11 protein-coding genes and 1 pseudogene are annotated in these 15,779 nt (G+C 73.3%); 6 read left to right on the forward strand and 6 right to left on the reverse strand.

Features of this window, described 5'->3' with window-relative positions; translation table 11 throughout:
- Nucleotides 1–157: 157 nt before the first annotated feature.
- Nucleotides 158–1,510, reverse strand: coding sequence for a cation:dicarboxylate symporter family transporter (locus ACFXGN_RS10575; RefSeq protein ID WP_384856827.1), 1,353 nt, complete (start codon nucleotides 1,508–1,510; stop codon nucleotides 158–160).
- A gap of 354 nt (nucleotides 1,511–1,864) precedes the next feature.
- Between ACFXGN_RS10575 and ACFXGN_RS10580 the strand changes: the two genes are divergently transcribed.
- The 3 genes from ACFXGN_RS10580 (at nucleotide 1,865) to ACFXGN_RS10590 (ending at nucleotide 5,120) form a co-directional block, all read left to right on the forward strand.
- On the forward strand, nucleotides 1,865–3,673 hold the full coding sequence (locus tag ACFXGN_RS10580) for an ATP-binding protein (protein ID WP_384856210.1): 1,809 nt from the start codon (nucleotides 1,865–1,867) through the stop codon (nucleotides 3,671–3,673).
- Nucleotides 3,670–4,365, forward strand: coding sequence for a response regulator (locus ACFXGN_RS10585; protein ID WP_384856212.1), 696 nt, complete (start codon nucleotides 3,670–3,672; stop codon nucleotides 4,363–4,365). Before ACFXGN_RS10580 ends, ACFXGN_RS10585 begins: the two co-directional genes overlap by 4 nt.
- Nucleotides 4,366–4,511: 146 nt before the next feature.
- Complete coding sequence (locus tag ACFXGN_RS10590; protein WP_384856830.1) at nucleotides 4,512–5,120, forward strand: helix-turn-helix domain-containing protein; 609 nt, start codon at nucleotides 4,512–4,514, stop codon at nucleotides 5,118–5,120.
- A gap of 28 nt (nucleotides 5,121–5,148) precedes the next feature.
- On the opposite strand, the gene ACFXGN_RS10595 is transcribed toward ACFXGN_RS10590, so the two are convergent.
- Nucleotides 5,149–6,483 carry an aspartate aminotransferase family protein gene (locus tag ACFXGN_RS10595; protein ID WP_384856215.1) on the reverse strand — a complete coding sequence of 445 codons (1,335 nt, stop codon included), beginning with the start codon at nucleotides 6,481–6,483 and terminating at the stop codon, nucleotides 5,149–5,151.
- A gap of 90 nt (nucleotides 6,484–6,573) precedes the next feature.
- On the opposite strand from ACFXGN_RS10595, the gene ACFXGN_RS10600 reads away from it, so the two are divergent.
- Nucleotides 6,574–7,323, forward strand: a complete 750-nt coding sequence (locus ACFXGN_RS10600; protein WP_384856218.1) for an SDR family oxidoreductase — start codon at nucleotides 6,574–6,576, stop codon at nucleotides 7,321–7,323.
- A gap of 30 nt (nucleotides 7,324–7,353) precedes the next feature.
- On the opposite strand, the pseudogene ACFXGN_RS10605 reads toward ACFXGN_RS10600, so the two are convergent.
- The 4 genes and pseudogenes from ACFXGN_RS10605 to ACFXGN_RS10620 form a co-directional block, all read right to left on the reverse strand.
- Nucleotides 7,354–7,836, reverse strand: a pseudogene (locus ACFXGN_RS10605) (DUF6309 family protein); the annotation flags it as partial.
- On the reverse strand, nucleotides 7,833–8,639 hold the full coding sequence (locus ACFXGN_RS10610; protein WP_384856219.1) for a phytanoyl-CoA dioxygenase family protein: 807 nt from the start codon (nucleotides 8,637–8,639) through the stop codon (nucleotides 7,833–7,835). The gene ACFXGN_RS10610 and the pseudogene ACFXGN_RS10605, both read right to left, overlap by 4 nt.
- Nucleotides 8,640–9,003: 364 nt before the next feature.
- Nucleotides 9,004–10,740, reverse strand: coding sequence for a helix-turn-helix domain-containing protein (locus ACFXGN_RS10615; RefSeq protein WP_384856222.1), 1,737 nt, complete (start codon nucleotides 10,738–10,740; stop codon nucleotides 9,004–9,006).
- A gap of 256 nt (nucleotides 10,741–10,996) precedes the next feature.
- A complete protein-coding gene (locus ACFXGN_RS10620) occupies nucleotides 10,997–12,022 on the reverse strand; it encodes an ATP-dependent 6-phosphofructokinase (RefSeq protein ID WP_384856225.1) in 1,026 nt (341 codons plus the stop codon).
- Nucleotides 12,023–12,376: 354 nt separating this feature from the next.
- Here ACFXGN_RS10620 and pta point away from each other — a divergent pair, with 354 nt between their 5' ends.
- Together pta and ACFXGN_RS10630 are read left to right on the forward strand one after the other, a co-directional pair.
- Complete coding sequence (gene pta, locus ACFXGN_RS10625) at nucleotides 12,377–14,470, forward strand: phosphate acetyltransferase (protein ID WP_384856228.1); 2,094 nt, start codon at nucleotides 12,377–12,379, stop codon at nucleotides 14,468–14,470.
- Nucleotides 14,467–15,732 (forward strand): acetate kinase, encoded by a 1,266-nt coding sequence (locus ACFXGN_RS10630; protein ID WP_384856229.1) that lies wholly within the window; start codon nucleotides 14,467–14,469, stop codon nucleotides 15,730–15,732. Before pta ends, ACFXGN_RS10630 begins: the two co-directional genes overlap by 4 nt.
- Nucleotides 15,733–15,779: the final 47 nt, after the last annotated feature.

The following is a 15,779-nucleotide window of genomic DNA, read 5'->3' on the forward strand; positions in this document are numbered from 1 at the left end:
GCACGGGGGTCGGGCGCCGCCCGGGAGGCCGTACGTACGGGGTGAGACCGCCGGGGCCGTACGCGGTCAGGCCGCTCCGGAAGCCGTACGCGGTGAGGGGCGGCTCCTTTCCTGGAGCCGCCCCTCACCGACCGTCACACCGAGCCGGTGTCCCGTGTCAGACGCCCGCGCGGGCCTTCTCCTCGCCCTCCTCGGCGCGCTGGTCCGGGACCGGGGACGGGCCGTGGTCGTCGACGAGGGTCTTCTCGTCGAACGGGGCGCGCCCGGCGAGCACCTCGGAGACCCGCGCCTTGTCGATCTCCTTCGTCCAGGTGCCGACCAGCACCGTCGCCACGGCGTTGCCCGCGAAGTTGGTGAGGGCGCGCGCCTCGCTCATGAAGCGGTCGATGCCCACGATCAGGCCCACCCCGTCGACCAGTTCGGGCCGGTGCGACTGGAGGCCGCCCGCGAGGGTGGCGAGACCGGCGCCGGTGACGCCCGCCGCCCCCTTCGAGGCGATGATCATGAAGACCAGGAGGGAGACCTGCTCGCCGAAGGAGAGGGGGTCGCCCATCGCCTCGGCGACGAAGAGCGAGGCCATCGTCAGATAGATCGCGGTGCCGTCCAGGTTGAACGAGTAGCCGGTCGGCACCGTGATGCCGACGACCGGCTTGGAGACGCCCAGGTGCTCCATCTTCGCGATGAGCCGGGGCAGCGCCGACTCGGACGAGGAGGTGGAGAGGATCAGCAGGAACTCGCGGCCCAGGTACTTCAGGAGGGTCCAGATGTTGATCCCGGCGACCAGCCGCAGCAGCGCGCCCAGCACCACGAAGACGAAGATCGCACAGGTCAGATAGAAGCCGATCATGATGACGGCGAGGGACTTCAGGGCGTCGATCCCGGTCGCGCCGACGACCGCGGCGATCGCGCCGAACGCGCCGACCGGCGCGGCCCACATGATCATGCCGAGGATGCGGAAGACCAGCCGCTGGATGTGCCCGATCCCGCGCAGGACCGGCTCGCCCGCCGCCCCCATCGCCTGGAGCGCGAAGCCCGCGAGCAGCGCGACGAGCAGGGTCTGGAGGACCTCGCCCTCGGTGAAGGCGGACACCATCGTGGTGGGGATGATCCCGAGCAGGAAGTCCGGGGTGGACTCGCTCGCCCCCTGGGCCTGCTTGGCGCCCGCCTCGGCCAGTTCCTTGGTGAGGTGGAGACCGGAGCCGGGCTCCAGGAGGTTGCCGACGAGCAGACCGATCGCGAGGGCGACCGTGGACATCACCATGAAGTAGCCGAGGGCGAGCCCGCCGACGGCGCCGACCTTCGCCGCCTTCCGGACCGAACCGACGCCCAGCACGATCGTGCAGAAGATGATCGGCGAGATCATCATCTTGATCAGATTGACGAAGCCGGTGCCCAGCGGCTTGAGCTCGACGGCGACACCGGGCGCCAGGAAGCCGACCGCGATGCCGAGCAGGACGGCGGCGATCACGGCCAGATACAGATAGTGGGTACGGTCCCGGCGTGCGGCCACGGGGTCCTCCTCGCGCTGATGGATGTCCACGTCCCGGTGGACTCCGGCGACTATCCACCAGCCTGTGACCCGGGTCACTGTTGCGTACGTTTCGTTCACGGCCGAACCGTCGGAAGGGTCCGGCGACGGCCGGGCGGGACCGTGCTCCGGAGGGCGCTCCGGACCGCGCGGAGGGACGGACCCGAGGGCCGATGGTGGCGCACGCGAACCCCGCGCGACCCCGCGCACCGGTCCCGTACGACCTCCGTACGCCCCCGCGCGGCCTCGGGCGCGAACCCCGCGCGACCGTACGGAAAGGGAACGATTCGGGAACGCGACGCCCCGGAGCAAATCCCGGCGTGCACACTTACCCGCATGTGTCTCCCCCTCCCCCGCCCGCGCAGCCTGGCCGGACAGCTCTTCGCGATGCAGGTCGCGGTCGTGGCCGTCATCGTGGCGGGGTGCGCGGTCTTCGCGTACGTCACGGACCGCGGGCAGGCCGAGGAGACCGCGCGGCGGCAGGCCACGGCGACCGCCGCCGCCGTCGCCGACTCCCCGTCCGTGGTCGCCGCGGCCCGCACCGCGGACCCGTCGGCGGTGCTCCAGCCGTACACCGAGGCGCTCCGCCGCCACGCGGGCGTCGCCTTCGTCGTCATCATGTCCCCGGAGGGCACCCGCTGGACGCACCCCGAGCCCGACCAGATCGGCCGCGCCTACCTCGGTCACATCGAGGAGGCGCGGGCCGGGCGGCTCTACTCCGAGACCCATCTCGGCGTGCTCGGCCCCTCGGTGCGGACCGTGGCGCCCGTCATGGCGGGAGACCGGGTCGTCGCCCTGGTCAGCGCGGGGATCACCATCGAGAAGATCAGCGAGCAGATACGGGAGCAGGTCACCGCGCTGCTCTTCATGGCGGGCGCGGCCCTCGCGCTCGGCGGCGCGGGGACCTATGTCGTCAACGCCCGGCTGCGCCGCCACACCCACGGCATGAACGCGACCGCGCTGAGCCGGATGTACGACTACCACGAGGCCGCGCTGCACGCGGTCCGCGAAGGACTCGTGATGCTGGACGGGCAGCGGCGGATCGCCCTCATCAACGACGGAGCCCGCGAACTGCTCGGCCTGGACGAGGGGTCCGTCGGCCGCCCGGCGACCGGGCTCGGCCTGTCCGCGTCGCTGACGGGCGCCCTGCTCTCCTCCGAGCCGCGCGTCGACGAGACGCATCTGACGGCCGACCGGCTCCTCGTCGTGAACACCCGCCCGGTGGTGGGCGGCAAGCGGCGCGGCACCGTCGTCACCCTCCGGGACCGCACCGAACTCCAGGCGCTCTCAGGCGAGTTGGACTCCGAGCGGGGTTTCACCGAGGCCCTCCGCTCCCAGGCCCACGAGGCGGCCAACCGGCTGCACACCGTGGTGTCGCTCATCGAACTGGGCCGGGTGGCCGAGGCGGTGGAGTTCGCCACGGCGGAGCTGGAACTCGCCCAGGCGCTCACCGACCGGGTCGTCGACGCCGTCGGGGAACCGGTGCTCGCGGCGCTGCTGCTCGGCAAGGCGGCCCAGGCCCACGAGCGGGGCGTGGAGCTGACGCTCACCGAGGACAGCCGCATCGACGACGGGCTGCTGCCCCCGGCCCTGCCCGCCCGTGACCTGGTGACGATCCTCGGCAACCTCATCGACAACGCGGTGGAGGCGGTCGGCGGCACCCCGCACGCCCGGGTGACGGTCACCGTCGCGGCCCGCACCGGCGACGGGGAACTGCTGCTGCGGGTCGGTGACAGCGGCCCCGGGGTGCGCCCGGCCGACCGCGACGCCGTCCTGGGCCGGGGCTGGTCCACCCGGGGCCCCGGCAGGGGCCTCGGGCTCGCCCTGGTCGGCCAGGCGGTCGGCCGCGCCCGGGGCACCCTGACCGTGACGGACGCGGAGGAGGGCGGCGCGGAGTTCACCGTACGCCTGCCCCTGCCGACGGGCCCGGACGGAGATGGGGACGCGAGTACGGGGACGGGGACGCTGACAGGGGCGGGGGCTGGGGCGGTCGTGGGCGCGGGTCCGGGCGCACCCACGGACACCGGCACGGGGACAGGCACGGACCTGGGCACGCGTACGGGCACGGGCACGGGCACGCGTACGGGCACGGACACGGGCACCGCCGTCGACGGTCCCGGTTCCCCCTCGGAGGTGGCCCGATGAGCGCCGGGGACCTGCGGGTGCTGGTCGTGGAGGACGACCCCGTCGCCGCCGACGCGCACGCCCTGTACGCCGGGCGCGTCGAGGGCTTCACCGTCGTCGGGATCGCGCACTCCCGCGCCGCCGCCGTCCGGCTCCTCGACCGGACCCCCGTCGATCTGATCCTGCTCGACCTCTACCTCCCCGACGGCCACGGTCTCCAGCTGCTGCGGGCGCTGCGCGCCGCCGGGCACTCCGCCGACGTCATCGCCGTCACCTCCGCCCGCGACCTGGCCGTGGTCAGGGAGGGCGTCTCGCTGGGCGTCGTCCAGTACGTCCTGAAGCCGTTCGCCTTCGCGACCCTCAGGGACCGGCTCGCGCGGTACGCCGAGTTCCGGGCGTCGGCGGGCGAGGCCTCCGGGCAGGACGAGGTCGACCGGGCCCTCGCCACTCTCCGTGCCCCGCACCCCGCCGCCCTCCCCAAGGGGCTGAGCGCGCCCACCCTGGAGGCCGTCACCCGGGAGCTGCGGGCCGCCCCGGCGGGGCTCACCGCGGCCGAGGCGGGGACGGCGGTCGGGATCTCCCGGATCACCGCGCGCCGCTATCTGGAACACCTGGTCACCGGGGGCCGGGCGGTACGGGCCCCGCAGTACGGCCAGATCGGACGGCCCGAACTCCAGTACCGCTGGCTCGAAGGACCCGCCCGGGGTTACTGAGCGGTTCCCACGTTCCTACGACCGCGCACGTTGGCGGAACGCACCGTATCCAGCCATCACCCTCCGCATCTAGCGTGGGGCGGGTGCACCGACCCACCCCTCCCTTCGACGCCCTGGCCGCCCGGCGGCTGCGCGAGGGCCTCGGCATGACCCACGGCCACGTCGCCTACGGTCTGCGCGCCCAGTACGGCCTCCTCGTCGGACCCGACACGGTCGCCGCCTGGGAACGCGGCCGGGCCGTCCCCGGCGAACAGGAACTGACCGCCCTCGCGGGCGTCCTGTGGTGCTCCCCCGCCGAGCTGATCGCCGCCGCTTCGACCCTGCGCGAGCACCGCATGGCGCACGGGCTCGACGCCGGGGAACTGGCCCGGCGGGTGGGCCTGGCGGCCCCGGCGTACCAGCGGATGGAGGACGAGGGGCGCTGGCGCGGCACCGAACGCCAGACCGCCGCGCTCGCCGAGGCCCTCGGTCTCGGCCCGCGCGCCCTGGTCACCGCGACCGGCGGGGACGAGCGGCTCGCCGAGCTGCTGCGCGACGCGGCGACCACCCGCTGGCAGGCGTACGTGAAACCGGCGGTGAAGATGCTGCCGCTGCCGAAGCGGACCGTGGAGACGGCCCTCCAGCGGCTGCACACGGAGTACCACGCCCGGATGGCGGCGGCCAGCAGCTGGGGCGCTTCGGGGACGACCGGCGAGGAGGGCCGGGAGTATCTGGAGGACGTCGTCGCGCGCTTCTGGGCGGCGACGGGGGCGTGACGGGAAGCGTCCCGCCCCCTGGCCTCCGTCAGAGCACCGCGAACGCCTCCTCCACCGCTCCGCAGGTGGCGTCCAGTTCGTCCTCGGTGACGGCCGCGGAGACGAACCAGCAGGCCATGCCGTAGGCGTTGGTGTGGATTCCGCGCTTGAGGAGTTCGTGGCGGAAGGCGTCGTAGCGCGCCTGGTCGGTGCCGAGCAGGTCGCGGTACTGCCGGGTGGGGGCGCCGTCGGGGGTGAAGACGACCTGGAACATGCCTCCGACGCCCTGCACCGCGCAGGGGACGCGCCGGTCGTGGGCGGCGCGCCGGATCGCCTCCATGACACGACGGCCGCTCTCCTCGATGCGCTTGCCGACGTCCGGCCGGTTCAGCTCCCGGAGGGTGACCAGGGCGGAGGTCGCGCACAGCGGCGAGGCGTTGTAGGTGCCCCCGTGCTTGACGTGCCCCCGGGCCATGGGCTCCATCACGTGCCGCTGCCCGGCGAAGGCCGCGATCGGCAGGCCTCCGCCCAGCGCCTTGGAGAAGACGGCCAGGTCCGGCACCACGCCGAACATCGTCTGGGCGCCTCCGGGCCCGGTGCGGAACCCGGTGCAGACCTCGTCGAAGACGAGCACGACGTCCCGTGCCGTGCACTCCTCGCGCAGCAGGTTGAGGAAGCCCGGCGCGGGCATGGTGCAGGCGTTGTTGGCGACGATCGGTTCGCAGATGACCGCCGCGATCTCCCCCCGGTGGGCGTCGAGGCACGTACGGAGCGCCTCGGGGTCGTTCCACGGGCAGACGACCACGTCGCCGACGACCCCGTCCGGGATGCCGGGTGAGTGCGGTACGGAGTGCGGAGTCCCGTACGGGCCCGCCTCTTCGGCACCGGGCCGGTTGGAGATCGCGAGGGTGTCGGACCATCCGTGGTAGTGGCCCTCGAACTTGAGGATCTTGGACCGCCCGGTGTGTCCCCGGGCGGCGCGCACGGCGCCCTGCACCGCCTCGCTCCCCGAGTTGGCGAACCGGACGAGCTCCGCGCAGGGCACCATCTCGCAGATCAGTTCGGCGAGTTCGACTTCCGGGGTGTTGCAGGTGCCGAACATCGTCCCGGTGTGCAGGACGGCGGTGAGCGCCTCGGTGAGCAGCGGGGAGGCGTGTCCCAGGACGGCGCTGCCGTAGGAGATGAGGTAGTCGATGTACTCGTTGCCGTCGATGTCCCTGATCCGCGCGCCCGACCCGCTGTCCATGTAGAGCGGGTAGGGGTGCGGGCCGGTCGAGGTCAGCCGGGAGGAGGAACTGATTCCGCCGGCCAGGGACTTCTGGGCCCGCTCGAACAGGGCGCGGCTGCGGTCGGTCCCGCCCAGCGCCTGTATATGGCCATTCACGTGGGACTCCCGTTTGGGTGAAGGGGGTGGTTGGGCACGTTCGCAGAGCCCTGCGTGCGCAGGGGTTCCGAAGGTAAGGACGGGTGGGGCGTGGCTGAGCGAACGGTTGTCGTCACTGGCGCGGGCAGTGGTATCGGGCGTGCGTGCGCACTGGGTCTGCTGGCGGACGGCTGGACGGTGGCCCTGGTCGGGCGTCGTGGGGAACCGCTGGAGGAGACGGTGGCGCTCGCCCCCGTCGGCGTCCGTGACCGCGCGGTCCCCCTTCCCGCGGACATCACCGATCCGGACGCCGTGGACGAGTTGTTCGGACAGGTGGTGGACCGCTTCGGCAGGCTGGACGTGCTGTTCAACAACGCGGCCGACACCATGCCGTACGTCCCGACCGACGAGGTGGGCGTCGAGGACTGGCACCGTGTGATGGACTCCGTCGCCACCGGGACGTTCCTGTGTTCCCGCGCCGCCTTCCGGGTCATGAAGCGGCAGACCCCGCGCGGCGGGCGGATCATCAACAACGGGGCGCCGTCCGCCCAGGTGCCCCGGCCGGACTCCATAGCGTTCACGGCGGCCAAGCACGCGGTGGCCGGGATGACGCGTTCGCTGTCCCTGGACGGCCGCCCCTACGACATCTCCTGCGGCCAGATCGACATCGGCAACGTCACTCCGCCCGACCGTCCTCAGCCCGCGGTGCTGCAGGCCGACGGGTCACGGCGGGTCGAACCCACCATGGACGTCGGGCACGTCGTCGACATGGTGCGGACCATGGCCGGTCTGCCCCGTGGCGTGAACATCCAGTCGGTCCTGGTCATGCCCAGCGCGATGCCGTACGTGGGTCGGGGGTAGCCCGGCCACGTACGCCTCGAACCAGTTGCCGGGCGCCAGTCGCCCGGCCCTGGCCCAGGAGAGCATCCGGTGCAGTCCGTCCAGGTGGATCAGTCCTTCGCGGACCGTCAGGGACTCGTAGTCGGGACCGGGCGCGGGCCGGGTGCTCAGGAAGAGGGGGAGGCGCGCGCCGGTGTCCTGACGGCTGAGTTTGAGCGCGCAGAGCGGATTGGACCGGGCGTAGGAGGGGCCCAGCGCCGCGAGCCTCTCCGCCGCCTCGGCCACGCTCAGTCCGGTCGGGGGGACCAGCTCCACCTCCCCGCCCTCGCCCAGGTGCCAGGGGAGCACGACGTCCCTGACCTCCGGCCCCTCCAGCAGGACCCGGTGCCAGCGGCCGGCCGACTCCCGCTGCGCGTTGCCGATGTGCCCCTCGGCCTCGTCGTTGGAGTTGGCCTGGTCGGACGCGTCGAAGGGGTGTTCACGGGCGAAGTGCCGCATGACCGCGTCGAACGGGACCGCTTCCTGAATTCTCATCCGCCGTGCCTCCGGTCCTCTTCCCACTCGCTGAAGTGCCGTTCGGCGAACAGCTCCGGCCGCCCCGCGTCCAGACCCCTTAATCGTGCCACCGCCAGCACCTGGCGCCAGTACGGCTTGACCGGCGGCCACAGGGTTCCGGTGCGGCAGTAGGAGCCGTCGATCATGTAACGCGGCGGCCCCTCGGCGCTCGGACGCGACGCGGGCGCGGCGCGGCGGGTGTGGAAGAGCGCCGAGTGGAGCAGGACGGTGGAGCCGGGCGGCAGGTCGTCGACGACCGCTTCGCCGGGCAGGACGTCCGTGCCGTGACCGCTCCGGGCGTCCTTCTCGGCGATCTCCCGGTGCGAGCCCGGCAGGACGGCCAGACCGCCCCACTCGGGCCGGAGTCCGCAGATGTAGTGCAACGCGTGGATCATGGGGAAACGGCGGTCGCGCTGGGGTGTCTGTTCGTAGTCGTGGTGCCAGCTCTTGCCCGCGCCTCCCGCGGGCCGCCGGTCGCTGTGCAGGTGGTGGAAGACGAAGGACTCCCCCAGCAGACCGGGGTGGCCGAGCAGGTCCAACAGCGGCGGGTGGACCGCGAGTTCACCGTGTGCGGGCAGGTCCAGCTCGACCACCTGCGGCGGCCCGGCGGCGGGACGCAGGCTGGCGTCCACCGACTGCCGACGCCATCCCGTCTCCACCCACTTGTCCACTTCCGGGACAAGACGGTCGACAAGGTCGGGCGGCAGGAATCCGGGCAGCACGAGAAATCCGCGCTCGGCAAAATCCTCCACCTGACCCTCGATGAAACGGGCGTTTATCACGTACGGAACCCCCCTGGTTCATGCACCGATCGCCATAAGGTCACTTTGCTTGGCCCTTTCTATCCCGGCCTCATGGCTGACATGCCCATGACCTGATAAATGGCCAAAAGGATGCCTTCGGGCGACTGGTGGCCGGTGGCCTGGGCGATCGGGTTCCCGCCCTCCGTCATCGGCCGCCGCCCGCCCCCCGGTCCTGTCCCGTACGGCGCTCGCGCGGGGGCGAAGGCGTGGTGGCGATGGCGAGTTCTCAGCCGTTGACGGTCCGGGGCCCGGTGTGCTCCCGGCCCGGATCGCGCCCGGAGCGGTGCGGTCCGGACCGGCGGTCACCCCGTCGGCGGCTCCTACGGGGGGCTCTCAGGGGATCTCAGGGGATCTCGAAGGAGAAGAGCTGTCCGGTCGCGTCCGGCGCGCAGGGGGCCTGGGCCAGCCGCGCTCCCGCCGTCGCCCGGTCGCCGGTGACGGTGACGCAGCCGCCGGGGGGCGCCGGGCCGACGGGAACGATCCGATGGCCGCGCACGGGGGTGCCGAACGGTTCGAGCGCGAAGATCTCGACCCGGCTCGGGTCGCCGCACTCGGAGTCCTCGTACGCGGCCCCGGGTATCCGGCCGCCGGAGGGTAGGCCGGAGCAGCCGGGCCCGAAGTCCGGGTGGTCCGACGTGATCCGCCACCGTCCGGCGCCCGCCGCCACCAGCGCGTAGCGGGGCATGTCCGCCTCGGCGCAGGGAAGTTGGCGGATCTGGCCGCTGCGGGCGCCGCGCCGCTCCCCGAGGCAGAAGCCGGTACCGGCCACCCGGATGCGCACCTCCCCGGCGGCGGGTGCGGCGACGGACGCGGCGGGGGCGCGGGAGGGCTGTTCCCGGGGGGCGGCGGGCGTGGGGGGCCCGTCGCGGAGGGCCGCGACGAGGCTGACGCCCGCGAGCACGAGCCCGGTCAGCGCGACCGCCGCGACGAGGGCGCGCCGTATGCGGAAGGGCGGCGGGGGCGGGGCGGTGTCCTGCGGGAGCGGGGCGAGCGGCCACACGGGGGAGACCCCGCCGCCCCCGGAGAAACCGTCCGCTCCCGGACCCGGGTCGCCGGAGCCGGTGCCGATGCCGCCCGGGCCCGAGTCGATGCCGGAGCCGATGCCGCCCGGGCCCGAGCCGCTGGAGTCGGAGCCGTCCGAGCCCGAGCCGCCGGAGCCAGCGCCAATACCAGTGCCCCTGCCGCTCGCGTCCGAGCCCGAGCCGAAGACGCCCCGCCCGGCGCCGATGACATCCCGGCCCGCGCCACCGGCGGCCGGACCAGCACCACCAGCGCTCTGAAACGCGCCGGTGACGTCCGGACCCGCGCCGGAGACGACCTGGCCGATACCGCCTGCGTCCGGGCCCGCACCACCCGTGCCACCCGCACCGCTCACGCCCCGGCCCACCCCGCTCGTCGGCTCCCCGTCCGCGCCCGGCCCCGGGTCCGCGCCCGCGCGCTCGGCCGCGCGCTCGGCCGGGGCCGCGCCGGATGCCCCGTTCGTCTCCCCGCCGGAGATCCGGCGGGCGCCCGGGTCCGACGACCGGTCGGTGTCCGCGCCGGATTCCCGGTGCGGGCCCGCGACCGTGCTCCCGGCCCCTTCCCCGTACGCTCCGAGCCCCCCGTACGTGCCGCCGTCCCCGTGGGCGGCCCGGTCCGTTCCCGTGCCCCCGGCCGCTCCGGGGCTCCCGCCCGTACCCCCGTGGCCCTCGCCCGGAGTCGGGCACGCGTCCGCGTCGGCTCCCCGGCTCCCGCCCGTACCCCCGTCGGCACCCCGGTCCGCGCCGGGGCCCGTACCCCCGTCCCCGTACGGCTCCCGGCGCGCGAGGCGGTTCCTCGCCCGGCGCCAGACCTCCGCCTCCTCCGGCGGAAGCCCGCACGCGCGGACGAAGACGGTCAGGAGTTCCTCGCGGGGCAGGGTGGCGCGGGCCAGCATGTTCGCCACGGTCGAACGGGGCAGGACGTCCCCGTGCTCCGCCGCCCGCGCCGCGAGCTCGCGGTACGTCAGGCCCGACCGCTCCTTGAGGTCCTGGAGGTGCGCCCGGAACTCGGCGGGGGTCCCCGCCCCCCTCGGGTCGGGGACGTGCTCCCCCGGGCTCATCCGCGCCTCTTCCTTCCGCCGGACGGGTTCGGGACATGTCCGGGACAGGCCCCAGCCTTGTGGATCCGGCGCTCCGGCTCAAGAGTGGAAACCGGCATTTCCAGAGGTGATGCCGGGCACACGACAGTGGCCCCGACCGTCCACGGGGGGACGGTCGGGGCCACTCGGTCGTGCGGGGGTCCCGGGCGGAATCCGGGACAGGTCGGGCCGGAGGTCCCGGCCCGGGGGCCGAAGGTCCGGCCCCCTTCCCGTACCGCTAGAAGACGGACTCGGCCTCGCGCATCCGGTCCTCCGGGACCGTCTTGAGGCGGGTCACGGCCTCGGCCAGCGGCACCATCTCGACGCCGGTGCCGCGCAGCGCGGTCATCCTGCCGAAGTCGCCCCGGTGCGCCGCCTCCACCGCGTGCCAGCCGAAGCGGGTGGCGAGCACCCGGTCGTACGCGGTCGGCGTGCCACCGCGCTGGACGTGGCCGAGGATGACCGGGCGGGCCTCCTTGCCGAGGCGCCGCTCCAGCTCGACGGCGAGCTGGTTGCCGATGCCCTGGAAGCGCTCGTGACCGAACTGGTCGATCTCGCCCTTCGCGTACGCCATCGAGCCCTCGGCCGGGTGCGCGCCCTCGGCGACGCAGATGACCGCGAACTTCTTGCCGCGCGCGAAGCGCTCCTCGACCATCTTGACCAGGTCGTCGACCTGGAAGGGGCGCTCGGGGAGGCAGATGCCGTGGGCGCCGCCGGCCATGCCGGACTCCAGGGCGATCCAGCCCGCGTGGCGGCCCATCACCTCGACGACCATCACCCGCTGGTGGGACTCGGCGGTGGTCTTGAGACGGTCCATGGCCTCGGTGGCGACACCGACGGCGGTGTCGAAGCCGAAGGTGCGGTCCGTGGACGAGATGTCGTTGTCGATCGTCTTCGGGACGCCGACGACGGGCATCCCCGCGTCGGCGAGCATCCGGGCGGCGGTCAGGGTGCCTTCGCCGCCGATGGGGATGAGGACGTCGATGCCGTACTTGCGGGCCAGGTCGGGGGCGGACTCGGCGGCCTCGCGGAGCCGGTTCCGCTCCAGCCGGGCGGAGCCGAGGATGGTTCCGCCCCGGGCCAGGATGCCGCTCACGGCGTTGAGGTCGAGGGGCCTGTAATGCCCGTCGAGCAGTCCCTTGAACCCGTCCTCGAAGCCGATGACTTCGTCGTCGTGGCCGGTCAGCGCCCGGTGCACGACCGACCGGATCACTGCGTTGAGGCCGGGGCAGTCGCCGCCTGCGGTGAGAACTCCGATACGCATCGTGCTGTGTCTCCTGCTCGGTCGCGTTCCGTTATGAGCCACCGCAATTCTCACACGACGGACAGGAGGGGCGCGCTCGACGCCGCTCCGCGCGTCCCCCGGGGCCGTGGCGCGGGGGCCTTTCGTCCCGGGTTCCGGGCCCTTCGTCCGGCGGGCGACTTATCCCTTGGTGGGGGTACTGTCAAGGGGGTAATGCCGCCCTATCGGGGCTTCCTGAGCACAGTCGGTTGACGGCCCGGTGGGACGGCCCCACGGACGACGGCCGGCGCACGGACCGCGAGCGCGCCGCGAGGCCCCGCTCGTCCCGGGCTCCGCGAGCCCCGCTTCCCGCAGGACTGGACAGGAGACCACGGCGTGACGCGCAGCGTGTACGTGACCGGGATCGACCGCGGTGACGGCCGCCAGGTCGTCGAGCTGGGAGTCATGGAGCTCCTCACCCGCCAGGTGGACCGGGTCGGAGTGTTCCGGCCGCTGGTGCACGACGGCCCCGACCGGCTCTTCGACCTGCTGCGGGCCCGCTACCGGCTCTCGCAGGACGCGGCCACCGTCTACGGCATGGACTATCACGAGGCCGCCGCGCTCCAGGCGGAGCAGGGCACCGACGAGCTGGTCTCCCGGCTCGTCGACCGCTTCCACGCGGTGGCCCGCGCGTACGAGGTCGTCCTCGTCCTCGGCACCGACTACGCCGCCACCCAGCTCCCCGACGAACTGGCGCTCAACGCCCGCCTCGCCAACGAGTTCGGCGCCTCCGTCATCCCCGTCGTCGGCGGCAAGGGCCAGTCGGCGGAGTCGGTGCGGGCCGAGGCGCGCAACGCCTTCCGGGCGTACGACGGCCTGGGCTGCGACGTCCTCGCGCTGGTCGTCAACCGGGTGGCCCCCGACGACCGGGAGTCGATCGCCGAGCGGCTGACCGCCCGGCTGCCCGTGCCCTGTTACGTCCTGCCGGACGAACCCGCGCTCTCCGCGCCGACCGTCGCGCAGATCACCCACGCGCTCGGCGCCTCCGTGGTCCTCGGCGACGAGGCGGGGCTGGCCCGGGACGCCCTCGACTTCGTCTTCGGCGGCGCCATGCTGCCGAACTTCCTCAACGCGCTGACCCCGGGCTGTCTCGTCGTCACCCCCGGGGACCGGGCCGACCTGGTCGTCGGGGCGCTGGCCGCCCATTCGGCGGGCACCCCGCCGATCGCCGGGGTGCTGCTCACCCTGGACGAGCGGCCCAGCGAGGAGATCCTGACCCTGGCGGCCCGGCTCGCGCCCGGCACTCCGGTCATCTCCGTGGCGGGCAACAGCTTCACGACGGCCGGTGAGCTCTTCGCCCTGGAGGGCAGGCTGAACGCGGCCACCCCCCGCAAGGCGGAGACCGCGCTCGGCCTGTTCGAACGGCACGTGGACACGGTCGACCTGCTGAAGCGGGTCTCGGTGGCCCGCAGCGGCCGGGTCACCCCGATGATGTTCGAGCACGAGCTGATCGAGCAGGCCCGCACCGACCGGCGCCGGGTGGTCCTCCCGGAGGGCACCGAGGAGCGGGTGCTGCGCGCGGCGGACGTGCTGCTGCGCCGTGACGTCTGCGACCTGACGCTCCTCGGCGAGGTGGAGACCATCCGCAAGAAGGCCGCCGACCTGGGGATCTCGCTGGCCGACGCCCAGCTGATCGACCCGCAGACCTCGGTGCTGCGCGACGGCTTCGCGGCGAAGTACGCGGCGCTGCGGGCCCACAAGGGCGTCACGGTGGAGCTGGCGTACGACGTGGTCGCGGACGTCAACTACTTCGGCACCCTGATGGTCGAGGAGGGGCTCGCGGACGGCATGGTCTCCGGTTCGGTGCACTCCACGGCGGCCACGATCCGGCCCGCCTTCGAGATCATCAAGACCAAGCCGGACGCCTCGATCGTCTCCTCGGTCTTCTTCATGTGCCTGGCCGACAAGGTCCTCGTGTACGGCGACTGCGCGGTCAACCCGGACCCGAACGCCGAGCAGCTCGCGGACATCGCCGTCCAGTCGGCGGCCACCGCCGCCCGCTTCGGCGTGGACCCGAGGATCGCGATGCTCTCGTACTCCACCGGCACCTCGGGCTCCGGCGCCGACGTCGACAAGGTGCGCGAGGCGACCAAGCTGGTCCGCGCGACGCGGCCGGAGCTGCGGATCGAGGGGCCCATCCAGTACGACGCCGCCGTGGAGCCCTCGGTGGCGGCGACGAAGCTGCCGGACTCGGAGGTGGCGGGGCAGGCGACCGTGCTGATCTTCCCGGACCTCAACACCGGCAACAACACCTACAAGGCCGTGCAGCGTTCGGCCGGTGCCGTGGCCGTCGGCCCGGTGCTCCAGGGCCTGCGCAAGCCCGTGAACGACCTCTCGCGCGGCGCGCTCGTCAGCGACATCGTCAACACGGTCGCCATCACGGCGATCCAGTCCCAGGTCCCCGCCCAGGGTGAGGAGTTCCCCGCATGACCGCCCCCGTCCCCACCGCCCCCGTCCCGGCCGGCACCGCCCCCACCCGGGTGCTCGTGCTGAACTCCGGCTCCTCGTCGCTGAAGTACCAGCTGCTCGACATGCGCGACGGCGACAGGCTGGCGCAGGGCCTCGTCGAGCGCATCGGCGAGGAGACCTCGCGGCTCGCCCACACCCCGCTCCAGGGCGGCGGCGGCGAGAGGCGCGAGCGGCTCGGGCCGATCCCCGACCACGCCGCCGCCCTGGAGGCGGTCGCCGGGGAACTGACCGCCGACGGTCTCGGCCTGGACTCCCCCGAGCTGGCCGCGATCGGCCACCGGGTGGTGCACGGCGGGCTGCGGTTCACCGCGCCGACGGTCATCGACGAGGCGGTGCTGGAGGAGATCGAGCGGCTGGTGCCGGTGGCGCCGCTGCACAACCCGGCGAACCTCACCGGCATCCGTACGGCGACGGCGCTCCGCCCGGACCTGCCGCAGGTCGCGGTCTTCGACACCGCCTTCCACACGACGATGCCGGAGGCGGCGGCGCGGTACGCGATCGACGTGGAGACCGCCGACGCGCACCGCATCCGCAGGTACGGCTTCCACGGCACCTCGCACGCCTACGTCTCCCGGGAGACGGCCCGGCTGCTCGGCAAGGAGCCGTCGGAGGTGAACGTGATCGTGCTGCACCTGGGCAACGGCGCCTCCGCCTCGGCGGTGCGCGGCGGCCGGTGCGTGGACACCTCGATGGGTCTGACGCCGCTGGAGGGCCTGGTGATGGGGACCCGTTCGGGCGACATCGACCCGGCGGTCACCTTCCATCTGAAGCGGGTGGCGGGCATGTCGGCCGACGAGATCGACGTCCTGCTCAACAAGAGGTCCGGGCTCGTCGGGCTCTGCGGCGACAACGACATGCGGGAGATCCGCCGCCGGATCGACGAGGGAGACGAGCGGGCGGCACTGGCCTTCGACATCTATGTGCACCGCCTGAAGAAGTACATCGGCGCGTACTACGCGGTGCTCGGCCGGGTGGACGCGGTGGCGTTCACCGCCGGGGTCGGCGAGAACGCGGCGCAGGTGCGGGAGGCCGCGATCACGGGCCTGGAGGAGCTGGGTCTCGCGGTGGACGCGGACCTCAACTCCGTACGTTCCGACGAGGCGCGGCTGATCTCGCCGAACTACGCGCGGGTGGCGGTGGCGGTGGTACCGACGGACGAGGAACTGGAGATCGCCCGTCAGACCTTCGCGCTCGTTCAGAACGAGACCAGCTCGAACGAGTGAACGCCTGAGCGACCTTCCGCCCATTTGTACATTCCACCAGACGGAAT

The organism is Streptomyces sp. NPDC059247, from assembly GCF_042754005.1.
Classification (GTDB): domain Bacteria; phylum Actinomycetota; class Actinomycetes; order Streptomycetales; family Streptomycetaceae; genus Streptomyces.

What these genes read in the sequence shown, in the direction of transcription:
- ACFXGN_RS10590 (WP_384856830.1), top strand. Translation starts at nt 4,512, where the DNA reads ATGACCCACGGCCACGTCGCCTACGGTCTGCGCGCCCAGTACGGCCTC.
- ACFXGN_RS10585 (WP_384856212.1), top strand. Translation starts at nt 3,670, where the DNA reads ATGAGCGCCGGGGACCTGCGGGTGCTGGTCGTGGAGGACGACCCCGTC.
- ACFXGN_RS10630 (WP_384856229.1), top strand. Translation starts at nt 14,467, where the DNA reads ATGACCGCCCCCGTCCCCACCGCCCCCGTCCCGGCCGGCACCGCCCCC.
- ACFXGN_RS10620 (WP_384856225.1), bottom strand. Translation starts at nt 12,022, where the DNA reads ATGCGTATCGGAGTTCTCACCGCAGGCGGCGACTGCCCCGGCCTCAAC.
- ACFXGN_RS10615 (WP_384856222.1), bottom strand. Translation starts at nt 10,740, where the DNA reads ATGAGCCCGGGGGAGCACGTCCCCGACCCGAGGGGGGCGGGGACCCCC.
- ACFXGN_RS10580 (WP_384856210.1), top strand. Translation starts at nt 1,865, where the DNA reads ATGTGTCTCCCCCTCCCCCGCCCGCGCAGCCTGGCCGGACAGCTCTTC.